General features: G+C 67.3%; 11 protein-coding genes. 5 read left to right on the top strand and 6 right to left on the bottom strand.

The genetic code is table 11. The features are described 5' to 3' along the window. Positions 1-57: 57 nt before the first annotated feature. The 3 genes from DES47_RS26735 to DES47_RS26745 form a co-directional block, all read right to left on the bottom strand. Positions 58-2,367 (bottom strand): ATP-binding protein, encoded by a 2,310-nt coding sequence (locus tag DES47_RS26735; protein WP_133703844.1) that lies wholly within the window; start codon positions 2,365-2,367, stop codon positions 58-60. 186 nt (positions 2,368-2,553) lie between these two features. Next, positions 2,554-2,841 (bottom strand): BTH_I0359 family protein, encoded by a 288-nt coding sequence (locus DES47_RS26740; protein WP_133703845.1) that lies wholly within the window; start codon positions 2,839-2,841, stop codon positions 2,554-2,556. A gap of 151 nt (positions 2,842-2,992) precedes the next feature. Further along, positions 2,993-3,955, bottom strand: a complete 963-nt coding sequence (locus DES47_RS26745) for a DUF3108 domain-containing protein (protein ID WP_166652196.1) — start codon at positions 3,953-3,955, stop codon at positions 2,993-2,995. 46 nt (positions 3,956-4,001) lie between these two features. On the opposite strand from DES47_RS26745, the gene DES47_RS26750 reads away from it, so the two are divergent. From DES47_RS26750 to DES47_RS26760, 3 genes are all read left to right on the top strand, one after another. Further along, positions 4,002-5,003, top strand: a complete 1,002-nt coding sequence (locus tag DES47_RS26750; protein WP_133703847.1) for a fumarylacetoacetate hydrolase family protein — start codon at positions 4,002-4,004, stop codon at positions 5,001-5,003. 91 nt (positions 5,004-5,094) lie between these two features. Next, the gene (locus tag DES47_RS26755) at positions 5,095-6,135 is read left to right on the top strand and encodes an extracellular solute-binding protein (RefSeq protein ID WP_133703848.1); all 1,041 of its coding nucleotides are present in this window, start codon (positions 5,095-5,097) and stop codon (positions 6,133-6,135) included. Beyond that, complete coding sequence (locus DES47_RS26760) at positions 6,136-10,302, top strand: bifunctional diguanylate cyclase/phosphodiesterase (RefSeq protein WP_133703849.1); 4,167 nt, start codon at positions 6,136-6,138, stop codon at positions 10,300-10,302. 4 nt (positions 10,303-10,306) lie between these two features. Here DES47_RS26760 and DES47_RS26765 read toward each other — a convergent pair whose 3' ends face one another. Then, on the bottom strand, positions 10,307-13,138 hold the full coding sequence (locus DES47_RS26765) for a M16 family metallopeptidase (RefSeq protein ID WP_133703850.1): 2,832 nt from the start codon (positions 13,136-13,138) through the stop codon (positions 10,307-10,309). A 63-nt stretch (positions 13,139-13,201) separates the two neighbouring features. Then, entirely contained in the window at positions 13,202-14,110 is a 909-nt protein-coding gene (locus DES47_RS26770; RefSeq protein ID WP_133703851.1) for a LysR family transcriptional regulator, read from the bottom strand. 136 nt (positions 14,111-14,246) lie between these two features. On the opposite strand from DES47_RS26770, the gene DES47_RS26775 reads away from it, so the two are divergent. After that, positions 14,247-14,993, top strand: coding sequence for an SDR family oxidoreductase (locus tag DES47_RS26775; RefSeq protein ID WP_133703852.1), 747 nt, complete (start codon positions 14,247-14,249; stop codon positions 14,991-14,993). A 12-nt stretch (positions 14,994-15,005) separates the two neighbouring features. Here DES47_RS26775 and DES47_RS26780 read toward each other — a convergent pair whose 3' ends face one another. Then, the gene (locus DES47_RS26780; RefSeq protein WP_133703853.1) at positions 15,006-15,500 is read right to left on the bottom strand and encodes a hypothetical protein; all 495 of its coding nucleotides are present in this window, start codon (positions 15,498-15,500) and stop codon (positions 15,006-15,008) included. 104 nt (positions 15,501-15,604) lie between these two features. On the opposite strand from DES47_RS26780, the gene DES47_RS26785 reads away from it, so the two are divergent. Then, complete coding sequence (locus DES47_RS26785) at positions 15,605-16,084, top strand: retropepsin-like aspartic protease family protein (RefSeq protein WP_133703854.1); 480 nt, start codon at positions 15,605-15,607, stop codon at positions 16,082-16,084. Position 16,085: the final 1 nt, after the last annotated feature.

The raw sequence follows: 16,085 nt of genomic DNA on the forward strand, positions 1-16,085 counted from the left end.
GGATTGCATCCGGGCTACAGAACTCGCGTAGCCCGGATGCAATCCGGGGCCGACAAGTCAGTGCTTGAACCCGATGGCCCGCCGTTGCCGCACCTCGGGCTTGACGCGGTGCTCGGCCTCCAGCTGTGACAGGAACTCGTCCGGCTCGAAGCCCTCGCCGAGGATGTCCACCTGGCGCTTGACGTTGGCGAAGTCGCCGGGCGTCAGCTCATCCAGCTCGGCCAGGCGCTGGCGCTGCTCTTGGTTCATCGCAGCGGCCATGCCGTCCAGCGCCTCGGCCACGAACATGCGCTCGCGTTGCTCGGGCTTCAGCGCCTTGAAGCGGATCTTGAAGGTGAAGCGGCGCAGCGCGGCCTCGTCCAGCTCCTCGAACAGATTGGTCGTGCAGATGAAGATGCCGGGAAAGCGCTCCATGCCCTGCAGCATCTCGTTGACCTCGCTGAGTTCATAGCTGCGCTCGGCCAGGCGGCGACTGCGCAGGAAGCTGTCGGCCTCGTCGAGCAGCAGCACGGCGTCCTCGGTGGCGGCGGCGTCGAACATGCGGGCCATGTTCTGTTCGGTCTCGCCGACGAACTTGCTGGCGATGTCGCTGGCCTGGCGGATCATCAGCGGCTTTTGCAGCGCCTGGGCGACGTGCTCGGCCAGCGCCGTCTTGCCGCTGCCGGGCGGGCCGAAGAAGCACAGGCAGCCGGCGCCGCGCCGTTTCAGCGCCTCGACGACGCGGGCGATCTCGAAGCGCGATTCGGTGTTCAGCAGACTCAGGTCGTAGCGGGTGACCACCGGCCGGGCGCCCTTCTCGCGGGCGTCATGGCCTAGCGCCTTGTCGGCGTTTTGCAGCTGGCGCTCGATCAGCGATTCGACCGCCCGATTGGCGCCCGGGGCCCCCGCCAGCTGCGCAAACCGCACCGCGGTGCGAATCTGCGCTGGCGTCAGGCCCCTTCGTTCACAAAGCCTCTCTTGAAAGCCTGCGCTAACTTCCACGCCCTGAAGGGCGCGACGCACCAGTGCCAGCCGCGCCCCGGGCGGCGGCGATTTGAGCTCCAGGTGGTACTGGAAACGGCGCCTGAAGGCCGGGTCTATCTGCTCGATCCGGTTCGTGACCCAGATCACCGGCACCGGATTCGTCTCCAGGATCTGGTTCACCCAGGCCTTGCCGCTGACGCTGCTGGAGGGCGCACCCTCGCCCGAGGAGTCGAGCCTGGCGATCAGCTGTGCGGTGTCGCTGGACAGCGGCGGGAACACGTCCTCAACCTCGTCGAACAGCAGGGCAACCTTGTGGCCCCCCTTGAGAAAGACCTGGCTGATCTGCAGCGAGCGATAGCGGTCGCGGCCGGTCAGCGAGTTGCCGTCGCGGTCGGCGTACTCGACCTCGTAAAGATCGAGGCCGGCACTCTGCGCCGCCACCTTGGCCAGCTCGGTCTTGCCGGTGCCCGGCGGGCCGTAGAGCAGCACATTGACGCCCGGCGCCTTGCGTTCGACCGCATTGCTGAGCAGGGCCGTCAGCACGCCGAGGTCCTCGCTGACGAAATGGAAGTCGCCCGGGGTCAGCTCGCTCTTGGTGGCCGGCCGGGTGAACACGGCCATCAGATCGGACGGGCCCTGGTATTCGCGCATCAGCACCGGCGGCAGCTGCTCGCTGACCTTCATCAGGTCGGCCAGGTCGGTGATGTTGTGCTCCGAGATCAGGTTCTCGACCATGCCTATGCGCTCCAACCGCGAGCCGGCGCGCAGCGCCTCGGCCACCTCCTGCTCATTGACGCCGGCCACGGCGGCGATCGCGGCGAAGGCCTCCTGCGCGTTGTTGACCTTGAATTCGACCAGGAGGCCACGCAACTCGCGCTGGTAGCGGGCCAGCGTGCCATAGAGCAGCAGCGCGCGCTCGGCCGGGTTCAGCTGCAGCAGATCGGCCAGCGCATCGATGTTCTTCTCGACCAGCGTCGATTCTTTTTTGAGCTGGCGCTCCAGCCATTCGCAGGTCGTGCCCAGCACGGACAGCAGGTCCTTGGGCGCGTCCTTGATGTATTCGTCGATGTAGAAGAACAGCGACCCCTCCTCATAGGGGCCGTGCCAGACGCCGTATCGCTTAAGAAAAGCCTCGTCGCTGAGCGATTCATGATCGCGCCAGGCCTCGTTGGCCTTGCAGCGCTGGGCGAGAAAGCCGCGCACCCGGGCGAGCACGCTGGCGGGCCAGACCAGATGGCGGCCGACGAAGGAAAGCAGGCCGGCGCAGTCGCGCCTGAGGTTGAAGCGGGCCGCGTGCTTGAGCGTCAGCGTGAGGACGAACTGCGAGCACATGCGATCCAGCACCGGTGCCTCTTTGAGGCCGGGCGAAGGCAGCAGGTGCGCGTCTGACAGACGCTTGGCCATGGGCAGCTCCTCACAAGCAAACGACGGGCCGTCCCTAGTTTGCTTGTCCCCCTCGGGGGGCCTGGCGCGAAGCGACAGGTCTGGGGCGCTCACAGGGATGCCCCATCTTGGATCAGGCTGCGGCGCAGGGCAAGCCCTGCGGCGTGACTTAAGGCGCAGGGTCTGTGCCCTGGCCCTATCCAGCCCTCAATGCATGACGACGGGGTGCTGGCTCATCGACGCGTAAGTCTCGATGTAATCATCGATCTCTTCTTCGGACGGGTCGCCTTCGATCAGCGCCTGCACGCCCAGCTTGAAGCTCTCGGCCAGCGCGCCTTCGATGAAGATTTCCTTGCGGGCGAACTTGTCGACGATTTCGTAGCCGCCGCGGCTGAGGGACTCGTCGCCAGCCTGCAGATGGGGATTGCCCAGATTCGGCACCGGCACGTCGAATTGCACGACCACAAAGCTGTCCGAGTTGTAGAGCATTTGCATGTGGGTACTCCTTTACAGCTAACTGTGGCCATTGGCAGGTATTTCAACCTGCCCGGGCCGCCATCGGTCGGGAGAAGCATCAACGCAGCCCCAGCGTGACAGTTTCTTCGGCCGGCGCCACCCTCGGCTTGAGGGGGTTGTGTCCACAAGTTCACGGTGTGGTCGGCTCTTTGTTCAGGCTCATTTCGAGCGCCTGCTCGCTGTTGTCCCGGCTCCAGCGCAGGCGAACCGGCAGAAAGTGGCGCTGCGGGTCCAGCCAGATGTCGATCTGCGGCTCGTAAGGGCCTTCGGGCAGACGTTGCAAAAACACCGCAGATTCGACCCGACCGACCGGCAGATCCAGTGTTTGCGAGGCCTGGACGACGAAGCGCCAGGTCTGCAGCTGGCCCTGCCGGGCCGCCACCGGCAGCAGCACCGACTCGCCCGGCGCGAAGGCCAGCGGATCGGCGGCGACCATGGCCGCCAGCTGCAGCATCCAGCTGAGCCGGTCTTGCGCACCGGCGGGCAGTGGCAGCTCCAGGCTGGAGCTTGAGAAACTGATCTTGCCGGCCTCGCGCTGGAAGTTGGTGGCGCGCCGCGCGCGGCCGCCGCGCTCGTCGGACTGGCGCAGCGGCGCCAGTCCGGCGCGGTCGATGCCGCCGTGGCTGGCCCAGCCGGGCAGCGGGCGGTCGTCCAGCCAGCGCTCCAGCCGAGCCTCGTAACCCTCGGGCGATGGGCGCCAGCTCAGCAGCGCCTGGCCCAGTGCCGTGCCGTGCCTGAGTTCGTAGCTGAGCAGCGCCGCCGGCGCGAATCGGGTGGCATGGCCGAGAGCGGCCTGGGCGATGGTTGCCGCCGCCTCGATCGGCGCAGCGGGGGCCTGAACCTGGGGCCGCACCGGCCGCGGCGGTGGCGGCGCTGTCGCGACGGCAGGCTCTGGCCGAGGCACCGCCAGAGGCCGCGGCGCCACCTGTACGGCGACCACCGCCGCGGCACTGGAGGCAGTCCTTTCATCAGGCGCACGCAGCACCGTCAGCAGCACGCCATGCAGGGCCAAGGCCAGCACCCCGGCGCCCAACCAGACACGGCGCCGGCGGGGCGACACAGCAGAGAGCGGTGAGGGCGTCAGCCAAGTCATCGGACAATGCTGCCATTCGCGTCCAACCCGCACCATCCCCCTCAAGATGAAACTCGCCACCTACAAAGACGGCTCGCGCGACGGCCAGCTGGTCGTCGTCTCCAAGGACCTGTCGACCGCCCACTACGCCAACGGCGTGGCGACCCGCCTGCAGCAGGTGCTGGACGACTGGAACTTCATGTCGCCCCAGCTCGATGACATCTATGTCAATCTGAACCATGGCAAAGCCCGCCACGCCTTCAACTTCGATCCCAAGCTGTGCATGGCGCCGCTGCCGCGGGCCTACCAGTGGGCCGATGGCTCGGCCTTCATCAACCATGTGGAGCTGGTGCGCAAGGCCCTTGGTGCGGAAGTCCCGGCCAGCTTTTATACCGATCCGCTGATGTACCAGGGTGGCAGCGACGACTTCCTGGGCCCCTGCGACAACGCCCGCTTCGCCAGCGAGGCCTGGGGCATCGATTTCGAGGCCGAGCTGGCGGTGATCACCGGTGACATCGCCATGGGCACGGCAGCGCAGCAGGCGCTGGAGGGGGTGCGGCTCTTGATGCTGGCCAATGACTGGAGCCTGCGCAATCTGATCCCGGGCGAGCTGGCCAAGGGTTTCGGCTTTTTCCAGAGCAAGCCGGCCACCGCCTTCAGCCCGGTGGCAGTCACCCCCGACGAGCTGGGCACGGCCTGGGCCGGCGGGCGCCTGCACCTGAAGCTGCAAAGCATGTGGAACGGCCAGCGCGTGGGTCTGTGCGATGCCGGTGAGGAGATGACCTTCCATTTCGGCCAGCTGATCGCCCATATCGCCAAGACGCGCCATGTGCGCGCCGGCTCCATCGTCGGCTCGGGCACGGTCAGCAACAAGGACTGGTCGCGCGGCTACAGCTGCATCGCCGAGAAGCGGGCGATAGAGACGATTGAGTCCGGCGAGGCCAGGACCGAGTTCATGAAGTTCGGCGACACCATACGCATCGAGATGAAGGGGGCCGACGGCATGAGCATCTTTGGCGCCATCGACCAGGACGTCGTGCCTCTGCATCCGGCGGAACAGGCGAGTTAGTGGGCGCACTCCAGCCGTTTTTTGCCGGAGTGAGACTTTGTTCGCGGAAGTGATTAGGGCTGGCGTCAGCTTGAAGATTCATCATGCTTCGATGAGTCCAAGCCTCGTGTCCATTCTGCGTCTGTTCATCCTGGCTCTGCTGGCGCTGCCCGCGCTGGCCGCGGCCAAGGAGGTGCTGCGCGTGCTGACCTGGGACGGCTACGCCGATGCCGAGGTGGTGGCCGCGTTCGAGAAGCGCACCGGGGCCAAGGTCGAGGTCACCTATGCCAGCTCCGACGACGATTTGTGGAACAAGCTGGCCAGCAGGAAGGGCCAGGATTTCGATGTGTTCGCCGTCAACACGGCCGAGTTGCAGCGCTATATCGCCGAAGGCCTCAGCGTGCCCATCAGCATGGCCGCGATCACGAACAACGCCAGGCAGTTGCCGCGCTTTCGCCGCTATGCCGACATCGCCGGCCTCGTGCGCGATGGCAAGACCTATGCCGTGCCCTATACCTACTCGGAGATGGGGCTGATCTACAACCGCAAGCTGGTGAAGATGCCGCCGACCTCGTTCGCCGCGATGTGGGCGCGCGAGTACCGGGGGCGTGTGCTGGCCTTCAACACCAGCAACCACAACTTCACCTTGGCTGCGATGGTGATGGGGGTGAAGAATCCGTTCCAGCTCTCGCCCGCCCAACTGAACGAGGCGGCGCGCCGCCTGGTGCAGCTGCGGCGCAATGTGCTGACCTATTACGCCACATCCGACGAGGTGGTCGAGTGGTTCAAGCGTCACGAGGTGGCCCTGGTGTTCGCCAACTACGGCACCCAGCAGGTGAGGGCCCTGCAGGATGCCGGCGCCGACATCGGCTATGTGATCCCGCGCGAGGGCGCGCTGGCCTGGCTGGACTGCTGGGCTCTGTCCAGCGGCAGCAGGAACCCGGTCCTGTCTCAACAATGGATCAACTTCACCCTTGAGCGCCCCGTCAGCGAGCGCCTCAGCAAGGTCCATGGCCTGGCCAACACGGTCACCCCGTTCGCCGACAGCCCGCCGGGTGACAAGATCATCTGGCTGGAGCCGATAGAGGACCCGGCGCGGCGCAAGTTGCTGTGGGACAAGATCGTGTCCGGCGAACGGATCGAGAACTTCTAGATGCGATTCAGCGTTGGCATCAAGCTCGGGTTCTGGCTGGCCTTGCTGGGCGCGCTGTCCACGGCGCTGACCGGCTACTACATCTACGATCGCAGCCGCGACCTGCTGATCAAGTCCTCGCAGGACAAGCTGCTCACCGCCACCCAGGTGCTGGCCCAGCGCTTCAACGGCACGCTGTCGCACATCTCCGACGATGTGCGCTTTGTCGCCCTGCTGCCCCAGGTGCAGCACCTGGCCAATGCCAGCGGGTCCCGGCAGGCGCTGCTGGAGCAGGGCCGGGTGCTGGCCGCCATCTTCACCGGCCTGCTGTCCTCGCGGCCGGAGTATTCGCAGGTGCGGCTGATCGGCGCAGCCGACCATGGCCGCGAGCTGATACGCGTGGACCGTGCCAATGACAGCGTCACCGGCAGTCTGATCATCGGCGACGATGCCTTGCAGGAGAAGAGCCATCAGCCCTATTTCTTCGAGACCTTGCGCCTGCCCTCGGGCCAGTTCTATGTGTCGCAGATCGGCCTGAACCAGGAGCAGGGCGCGCACCACGGCTTTGGCAAGCCGACCATCCGCATCGCCGCGCCGGTGCATACGCAGGCGGGTGTGATCTTCGGCGTGGTGGTCATCGATGTGGACCTGGGTGATCTGTTCGACCTGATACGGGCGGACCTGCCGCAGGACCTGAGGCTGCTGCTGGCCAACAAACGCGGCGACTACCTGATACACCCCGACGCGACCAAGACCTTTGGTTTCGAGACCGGGCGCCAGTTTCTGATCCAGGACGAGTTGCCCGATACCCGGCCGGTGCTGGAGGGCCGCAGCCAGCACGTGATGCTGGAGTCCGCCGACGCCGCGGTGCTGGGCCACCCCTCGCTGGCGGCCTTTGTGCGCGTGCCCTTTGGCCTGCTGGCCGAGCAGCGTTTCGTCGTGCTGGGCCTGTACACGCCGCTAGAGAATGTGCTTGCACAGAGCAAGACCTTGGGCCTGGGCGTGGTCCAGCTGACCCTGCTTTTCATAGCACTGGCCTCCATTGTGGCGCTGGCGCTGGCGCGGGTGCTGGCCAAGCCGCTGAACCTGATGGCCCGTACCGTGGGCCTGCATGCGCTGGGCCGGCCCATTGACGCCCTGCCGGTCGAGCGTGACGACGAGGTCGGCGATCTGGCGCGCAGCTTCAGGTCCATGACGATGCAGCTCGACACGCAGGTGGCCGAGGTGCAGGCCGCCGAGGCCAAGCTGCACGCCATCCTCAATCACGCGCCGGTGGGGGTCTGGCTGGTCGGCGTCGATGGGCGCTACCGCTTCGTCAACAAGACCATCTGCGATTCGATAGGCATTGCCGAGGAGCGCTTCCTGAGCTGCCGGCATCTGCCCGAGCTGCTCGGCGAGGAGCTGGCCGCCGCGCGCCAGCGCGCCGACGCCGAGTGCCTGGCGCAGCCGGGCGCGCACCGCTCGCAGGAGACGCTGAACTTCGTCGATGGCCGCCCCCATCTGGTCGAAGTCACCCGTGTCAAGCTGCTGGGCGCCGGCAACGAGCCGGTGGGCGTGATTGCCATCGCCGCCGACATCACCGAGCGCAAGCGCGCCGAGCAGGACCTGGCCCGTGCCAGCGAGGAGCTGGCGGCGCGCGAGGCTCTGCTCAAGCAGATCATGGACACCTCCAGCGTGGCCATCTATCTGGTGGGCTTGGACGGGCGCATCACCCACGCCAACCGGTGCATGGCCGAGATGTTCGGCTGGCCGCAGGAGGCGCTGGTCGGCCGAGGGTATGTCGATCTGGTGCACCCGTCGGAGCAGGCCTCGGCCCGCGCCAATCTGACCGCGATGCTGTCCGACCGGCTGGCTTCGGTGGACATGGAGCGCCGCTACCAGCGCGCCGACCAGACCCAGTTCTGGGGCCATCTGACCGGCCGGCATTTCCTTTCGGCCAGCGGCCAGGAGGTTGGCCTGGTCGGTGTCATCGCCGATATCACCGAGAGCCGCCGTGCCCATCAACGCGAACAGCACCATCAGCGCGTGCTGCAGCTGCTCAGCGAGAAGGCGCCGCTGGCCGATGTGCTGGACCTGATCGTGCGCGAGGTCGAGCTGCTGGACCCGACCATGCTGTGCAGCATCCTGCTGCTCGACGACGACGGCCAGCACTTGCGCAAAGGGGCGGCGCCCAGCCTGCCCGGCTTCTTCAACGACGCGCTCGAGGGCCTGCAGATCGGACCCGGCGTTGGCGCCTGCGGCACGGCCGCATTCACCGGCGAGCGGATGGTGGTCGAGGACATCGCGACCCATCCGTCGATGGCGACCTTCCTGGACATCGCTGGCCGTGCCGGCCTGGGCGCCTGCTGGTCCCAGCCCATCCTGTCGGACCAAGGCAAGGTGCTGGGAACCTTTGCCGTCTATCACCGCCAGGCCGGCACACCGACGCCGGCCGACCTGCAACTGATCGAGGACGAGGCCCGCCTGGCCGCCCTGGCCATCGACCGCACCCGCGCCGATATGCGCCTGCAGCTGGCCGCCAGCGTGTTCACCCATGCACGCGAGGGCATCGCCATCACCGATGCGGCCGGCACCTTGATCGAGGTCAACAACACCTTCAGCCACATCACCGGCTACAGCCGCGAGGAGGTGCTGGGGCAGAACCAGCGCATCCTCAAGTCCGGCCGCCATGGCCCCGAGTTCTATGCCTCGATGTGGCGAGACCTCACCGGCAATGGCTATTGGGACGGCGAGATCTGGAACCGGCGCAAAAATGGCGACGTCTATGCGCAGATGATCACCATCAGCGCGGTGCGCGATGCGAGCGGCAAGACGCAGAACTATGTCTCGCTGTTCACCGACATCACGCCGATGAAGGAGCACCAGCGCCAGCTGGAGCACATCGCCCACTACGACGCGCTGACCAGCCAGCCAAACCGCGTGCTGCTGGCCGACCGCCTGCAGCAGGCGATGGCGCAGAGTCAGCGCCGCAACGAGTCGCTGGCCGTGGCGTTCCTTGATCTGGATGGTTTCAAGGCCGTCAATGACAAGTACGGACACGATGTCGGCGACCAGCTGCTGATCGCGCTGGCCCAGCGCATGCGCGCGGCGCTGCGCGAGGGTGACACGCTGTCGCGCATCGGCGGCGACGAGTTCGTGGCCGTGCTGGTGGACCTGGAACGGCCGCAGGACTGCGAGCCGGTGCTGGAGCGCCTGCTGCAGGCCGCGGCCTCGCCGCTGACCGTGGGCGAGGCGGTGCTGCAGGTCTCGGCCAGCATAGGGGTGACCGTCTATCCGCAGGACGCGGCCGATGCCGACCAGCTGATGCGCCATGCCGACCAGGCCATGTATGTGGCCAAGCAGGCCGGCAAGAACCGCTACCACCTGTTCGACGTGGCCCACGACGAGGCGGTGAAGACTCAGCGCGAAAGCCTGGAGCACATCGCCCAGGCGCTGGAGCGGCGCGAGTTCGTGCTGTTCTACCAGCCCAAGGTGAATATGCGCAGCGGCGCGGTGATAGGCGCCGAGGCCTTGATACGCTGGCAGCACCCCGAGCGGGGTCTGCTCTCGCCCGCGGCCTTTCTGCCGGTCACCGAAGACCATGACATCAGCGTCGAGATCGGTGAGTGGGTGATTGAGACGGCGCTCAAGCAGATGCTGGCCTGGCGCGAGAGCGGCCTGGACCTGCCGGTCAGCGTCAATATCTCGGCACGCCAGCTGCAGCAGGAGAACTTCTCCGAGCGCCTGGCCGAGTTGCTCGCCGCCCACCCCGAGGTGCAGCCGGGCCGCCTGGAGCTGGAGATACTGGAGACCAGCGCGATGGAGGACATTGCCCAGGTCTCGCAGGTGATGCTGGCCTGCCGCGCGGTGGGCGTCAGCTTCGCGCTCGACGATTTCGGCACCGGCTACTCCTCGCTGACCTACTTGAAACGCCTGCCGGCCGAGGTGCTGAAGATAGACCAGAGCTTTGTGCGCGACATGCTGGAGGACGCCGACGATCTGGCCATCATCCGCGGCGTCGTCGGCCTGGCCTCGGCCTTCCGCCGCCAGGTCATTGCCGAGGGCGTGGAGACGGTGGCACACGGCGAGATGCTGCTGTCGCTGGGCTGCGAGCTGGCTCAGGGCTATGGCATTGCCAGCCCGATGCCGGCCGCCGACCTGCCCGCCTGGGCAGCCAACTGGCGGCCGGATGCGGCGTGGCGAAAGTAGCGTCCTACGGTTGAGTCTTGAAGTCGCCGGCGGTGCTGATGACAAAGCCGTCTGGCTTGATCAAACGCCGCCAGGCGGCCAGTACCTCATCAGCGCTCAGCGCCAGCAGTTCCTCGTCGCGCGACTGCGCCTGCGCCCATGTCTCGCCGCGCTCGATCAGGGTCAGCAGGCCGCCGGCCAGCTGGGCCTCGCTGGCGCGTGACTGCTTGCGGCCCTCCAGGATGTCGGTCTTGGCGCGTTGCAGCTCGGTCGCGCTGATGGCCTGCTCGCCCATGCGTTGCAGCTCCTCCTGCACCAGGGTGATGACACGCTCGCGGTTGGCCGGGGCATAGCTGGCGCTGATGGTCAGTGCGGCCTCGTCGCCGAAGTAGGGTGCGCCCAGTGCGGCCGAGATGCCGTAGCTCAGGCCCTCCTGCTGGCGCACGCGGCTGGCCAGGCGGCTCTCAAGCGCGCCACCGCCGAACACATGGACGGCCACCGCCATGGCGGCGTAGTCGGCATCGCGCTGACTCAGCTTCAACGGCGCCTGGAAGCGCAGCACGGCATTGGCCTTGTCGGGCGCTTGAGCGTCGAAGCGCGCAGGCGGAATGGCGCGGAAGGACGGTTCGTGCCGCACATAGCGCGGCGCGGCGGGCTTCTTCCAGGTGCCGAACAGCTGCTCGATGGCTGTGTCCAGGCCCTCGGGCAGGGCTCCGACGACGGCCACAGCGGCCTCGTTGGCCGACCAGTAGTCGGCGTGGAAGCCGCGCAGGTCGTCCAGCCTCGCGGCCTCTATCGCCAGCCGCCGTTCCTCCAGGCTGCGGATGTAGTCCGGATGGCCCGACGTCACGCCACGCGCGGTGTTGTAGTGCGTGCGCACGGCCTCGGCGCGCAGCGTCTCGGGCTCGCTGCGCGAGGCCTGCAGGCCGGCGACGGCGGCGCGCTGCACGCGTTCAAGGGCCGCGGCCGGCAGCAGCGGCTGCTGCATCAGATCGGCGGCAATCTTCAGTGCCGGCAGCAGGCTGCTCGTCTCGGCCGTCAGCACCAGCGTGGCGCCCTGGTCGCCGCTGCTGATCTGCAGATGGGCGTTGAGCTTGATCAGCGTGTCCTGCAGCTGTTGCTTGGCATATCCCCGGCTGCCCTCGGACAGCAGCGGGCCAATCAGGTCGGTGCCGCGGCGCGCGTAGGTGGCGTCGCGCCCCCCCCAGCGCAGTTGCATCCGCAGCTGCACGGTGTTGCCGCGGGTCTGCTTGCGCAAGGTGTGCAGGGTGATGCCGCTGGGCAGCACACGGCGCTGCATGCGCGCCTCCAGATGCGCGGGGGTCGGATCGAAGCGCTCGCCCTCCTCGACCTTGGGCGGGCCCTTCAGCTCGGCCAGGCGCTGGTCCAGAGATGGTGCGGCCGGAATCTCGACCCGCTCGGCGGTGGTGGCCGGCAGATAGCGGCCCAGGGTGCGATTCGCCGGGCGGAAATAGGCCTGGCGCACACGCTCGACGTCGGCCAGGGTGACGCGGGGGATGTCTTCCATCAGCTGGAACAGCAGGCGCCAGTCGCCGGAGCCGATCAGGCTGGATATCTGCTGAATCAGCGCCTCCGGATTCTTCATCTGCTGGCGGTAGGAGACCAGGGCCAGCTCACGCACGCGGGCCAGCTCGGCCTCGGTGAAGGGGCGAGCGGCGCGGCCCTCGATCAGGTCCAGCAGCCTGGCCTCGACCTTGGCCACGTCGGCTTCTTGCGTCAACACCGCGTAGGCCATGGCGCTGCCGGGGTCCATGCCACCCAGGCCGCTCAGCCCGGTGGCCACGGCCAGCTTGCTCTCGACCAACTCCTTGTAGAGCTGGCCGCTGGGTTGCAGCGACATCATCAGTCCATAGACCAGCAGCGCCGCCGAATCGCCGTGGGCGATGGCCGGCACATGGTAGTGGGCCAGCAGCAGCGGCTGGCCACCGATGCGGCGCACCACCACGCTGCGCTCCCCGTCCTGGGCGGGCTCGACGGTGTAGGGCTGGGGATTGGCCTGCGGCGGTCGCGGCAGGGGTCCGAAGGTCTTGGCGACCAGCGCCAGGGTCTGGGCCTTGTCGAAGCGGCCGGCCACCAGCAGGGTGGCGTTGTCGGGCCGGTAGTGGCGCTTGTAGAAGGCCTGCAGTTTCTCGATCGGCACGTTCTCGATATCGCTGCGCGGGCCTATGGTGGCGTGGGCATAGGGGTGCCAGTCATAGGCCACCGAGCGCACGCGCTGGTTCAAGACCTGGAAGGGGTTGTTCTCGCCGCGCTCGAACTCGTTGCGCACGACGCTCATTTCCTTGTCCAGATCGGCCTTGGCGATATGGCTGTTGACCATGCGATCGGCCTCCAGCGCCAGGGCGAAGGCCAGGGTGTCGTCGCTGGCATTGAAGCTGGCGAAGTAGTTGGTGCGGTCCACCGTGGTCGTGCCGTTCCAGCGCATGCCGCGCTGGGCAAAGGCGCCGGGGATGTCGGCATGGCTGGGTGTGCCCTTGAACACCAGATGCTCCAGCAAATGGGCCATGCCGTACTCGCCCGGCGCCTCGTGCCGGCTGCCGACGCGGTAGGTGATGTTGACGGTGGTGGTGCTCTGCGCCTCGTCAGGGAAGAGCAGTATCTGCAGGCCGTTGGCCAGCCGGTATTCCTCGATGCCGCCGAGCTCGCGCACGGCGGTGGGTGTCTCCACCTCGGGCGGGACGGGCGCAACGATCGCCTGGGCCGGTGGCGCTGGCACCGCGACGGGCTTGACGACGGTGGCGGCCGGGCGGCGCGGTTTGGTCTGCGCCGAGGCCGGTTGCAGCATCAGGGACAGCGCCAGGACGGTCGCCGGGGCCATCAACTTCATCTTCATCATCAAGGTCGCTCCAGATTGGCCGGTGGCGCATTGTGTGTGAACTGCGGCCAACCTGCGGCGGCATCAGTCTCTGTCCCAGGGCGCCACGCCGCTGAACTGTTCGGCCAGAAAGTCCACCATCACCCGGACCTTGGCGCTGAGGTGGCGGCGGCTGGGGTAGAGGGCCAGCACATCGATGTCGGGCAGGTGGTAGCCGGGCAGCAGGGCCACCAGGCGGCCGGCGCGCAGATGGGGGCCGAGCAGGAAGCTGGGCTGGCAGATCACGCCCATGCCGGCCACGGCGGCCTGCACCACGGTGTCGCCATTGTTGCTGTGCATGCCGCAGCGCACGCGCACTCCGTGCTGGTCTCCGGCGTCGTCGCGGAACTGCCATTCGTCACCGGTGGCCCAGTAGGTGTAGCCGATGCAGTCGTGCCCGGCCAGGTCGGCCGGCGTGGTCGGTGTGCCGCGCCGGCGCAGATAGTCGGGCGAGGCGCAGACGATGTTGTGCGAACTGGCCAGCTTGCGCGCGGCCAGCTGGGTGGAGCCGCTGCGCGAGATGCGTATCGCCAGGTCGAAGCCCTCCTCGACGATGTCCACCACCCGGTCGATCAGCGACACATCGAGCTCGACCTCCGGGTGCAGTGCCCAGAACCTGGGCCATAGCGGCGCCAGGTGCAGCAGGCCGAAGCTCAGTGGCGCGTTGATGCGCAGCCGCCCGCGTGGGGCCAGGCCGCTGGAGGCGCTGATCGCCTCGGCCTCCGCCATGTCGTCGAGGATGGACTTGGCGCGCTCGAACAACGCCTCGCCGCTCTCGGTCAGCGACAACTTTCGCGAATGCCGGTTCAGCAGCCGCGTGCCCAGATGGGCCTCCAGATCGGCGATGTAGCGGGTGACGTTGGCCGGCGAGGTGTCCAGCGCCTCGGCCGCCCGTGCAAAGCTCTGGCGCGACACCACGGCCACAAACACCTCGAAGGCGCGCAGACGGTCCATCTCAACCCCTTTGATTCACAAAAGCTGAACGTATTGTGAACTTCCGGCCGCTGGTTGCGCGGATAGCTGAAGCCTACATTGGAGACATCGGTGCTGAGCCCGTGCCGACTTCCTCTCAACCTCACTGGAGAAACTCATGAACCGACTCACAGGCAAGCGCACCCTGATCACCGGCGGCACCAGCGGCATCGGCCTGGAAACCGCCCGCCAATTCCTCGCCGAGGGTGCCCGCGTGGCCATCACCGGCAGCAACCCGCAAACCATCGAACAAGCCCGCCGCGAGTTGGGCCAGGACGTGCTGATCCTGCGTGCCGACGCCGGCGACGTTGGCGCCCAGGCCGGTCTGGCGCTGGCCGTCAAGGAGGCCTTTGGCGGGCTGGACGCCGTGTTCATCAACGCCGGTGTGGCCGAACTGCGGCCGCTGGCAGACTGGGACGAGGCCGCCTTCGACCGCAGCCTGGCCATCAACCTGAAGGGCCCTCTGTTCCTGATGCAGGCGCTGCTGCCCATTCTGGCCAATCCGGCCTCGGTGGTGCTGAACACCTCGATCAACGCGCACATCGGCATGCCCAATTCCAGCGTCTACGCGGCCACCAAGGCCGGTCTCTTGAGCCTGGCGCGCACGCTATCGGGCGAGCTGATAGGCCGCGGCATCCGCGTCAATGCGGTCAGCCCGGGCCCGGTCTCGACGCCGCTCTACGGCAAGCTGGGCATGTCGGACACCGACCTGCAGAAGACGGCGGCCGCCATCCTGGGCCAGGTGCCGGCCGGCCGCTTCGGCGAACCGAGCGAGATCGCCAAGGCGGTGGTCTTCCTGGCCTCGGACGAGGCGAGCTTCACCGTCGGTGCCGAGCTGATCATCGACGGCGGCATGGGCCTGTAAGCCCGAGGCCTATCACCGCGGCTTCTGGAACTCGTTCTCGATCCAGCTCGTCGCGCTGGTGTTGTTCAGCTTGAAGTTCGGCGCCACGCGAACCCGAGCCAGCTGGGCGCCGTCCTCATCGGCGGCGGCCAGCCAGGCGTGGGCATCGTCCTCGTCGGGCACGATGTCCAGCGTGACCAGGTAGCTGGCACCATTGACGCTCAGCTTCAGATTTTTGTGCAGCTGGGCGTGCAGCTGCTGCTCATGGCGGCGCAGCACCTCGTTAGCCGTCTTCACCCAGGTGTGGAAGGCCGGGGCGCTGAGCGGCTTGGGGTTCTTCTTGTCGCGGCCCATGGTCCAGGGCGCGACCAGGGCCGGCTCGGACTCGCCATGGCGCGTCATAGCCACCGCCCAGCCCTCGTCCTCCTCGTTCTTGATCACGCGGGCGGTCCAGATCTCGTCCTGCCACAGCAGCGCTTCCTGAACGGGTTCAAAGGTGTCGGCGGCAGGGTTCAGTTCTTCGCTCAAGGGGCTCTTTCAGTGCGGGCAGGGGACGGGGTCGCCGAATCTACCACCCGTCGGCGGCTAACATCGGTGCCACCCCCTTTCAGCGGCAGTGCCGCCGACCCTGCATGCGCGAACTGCCCGGCACCCTGAAGATCATCACCCTCTGGCTCTTGCTGGGCACCGTCGTCTTCATGGGCTTCAAATGGTGGGAGCGCGAGCAGCAGCGCTCGCGCTTCGTGCTCAACGAGGGCGTGATCGAGATCGCCCGCGCGCCTGACGGCCACTACCACTGGGCCGGCCGCATCAATGGCGCGCCGGTCGAGTTCCTGATCGACACCGGCGCCAGCGGCACGGCGATTCCGCTGTCGCTGGCGCGGGAGCTGGGCCTGACGCTCTATGGCCAGGTACACACCAACACCGCCGGTGGCACGGCCACGGGCCAGCTGGCGAGGGTCGATGTGCGGCTGGACGGCGGCGTGCACGCCGAACGCCTGCAGATACTGGTGCTGCCCGGCCTCAGCGACAAGCCGCTGCTGGGCATGGATGTGCTGTCGCGCCTGAACTGGAGCCAGAGCAATCAGCTGCTGCGCTTCTCGCCGAAGTAGC

Origin of the sequence: Roseateles toxinivorans, assembly GCF_004362525.1 — a bacterium.
GTDB lineage: Bacteria > Pseudomonadota > Gammaproteobacteria > Burkholderiales > Burkholderiaceae_C > Paucibacter > Paucibacter toxinivorans.

Bases quoted from the DNA above. Each gene is read 5' to 3' on its own strand.
- DES47_RS26745 (WP_166652196.1), bottom strand. From the start codon at position 3,955: ATGACTTGGCTGACGCCCTCACCGCTCTCTGCTGTGTCGCCCCGCCGG.
- DES47_RS26765 (WP_133703850.1), bottom strand. From the start codon at position 13,138: ATGATGAAGATGAAGTTGATGGCCCCGGCGACCGTCCTGGCGCTGTCC.
- DES47_RS26785 (WP_133703854.1), top strand. From the start codon at position 15,605: ATGCGCGAACTGCCCGGCACCCTGAAGATCATCACCCTCTGGCTCTTG.
- DES47_RS26760 (WP_133703849.1), top strand. From the start codon at position 6,136: ATGCGATTCAGCGTTGGCATCAAGCTCGGGTTCTGGCTGGCCTTGCTG.
- DES47_RS26770 (WP_133703851.1), bottom strand. From the start codon at position 14,110: ATGGACCGTCTGCGCGCCTTCGAGGTGTTTGTGGCCGTGGTGTCGCGC.
- DES47_RS26750 (WP_133703847.1), top strand. From the start codon at position 4,002: ATGAAACTCGCCACCTACAAAGACGGCTCGCGCGACGGCCAGCTGGTC.
- DES47_RS26755 (WP_133703848.1), top strand. From the start codon at position 5,095: ATGAGTCCAAGCCTCGTGTCCATTCTGCGTCTGTTCATCCTGGCTCTG.
- DES47_RS26740 (WP_133703845.1), bottom strand. From the start codon at position 2,841: ATGCAAATGCTCTACAACTCGGACAGCTTTGTGGTCGTGCAATTCGAC.
- DES47_RS26775 (WP_133703852.1), top strand. From the start codon at position 14,247: ATGAACCGACTCACAGGCAAGCGCACCCTGATCACCGGCGGCACCAGC.
- DES47_RS26735 (WP_133703844.1), bottom strand. From the start codon at position 2,367: ATGGCCAAGCGTCTGTCAGACGCGCACCTGCTGCCTTCGCCCGGCCTC.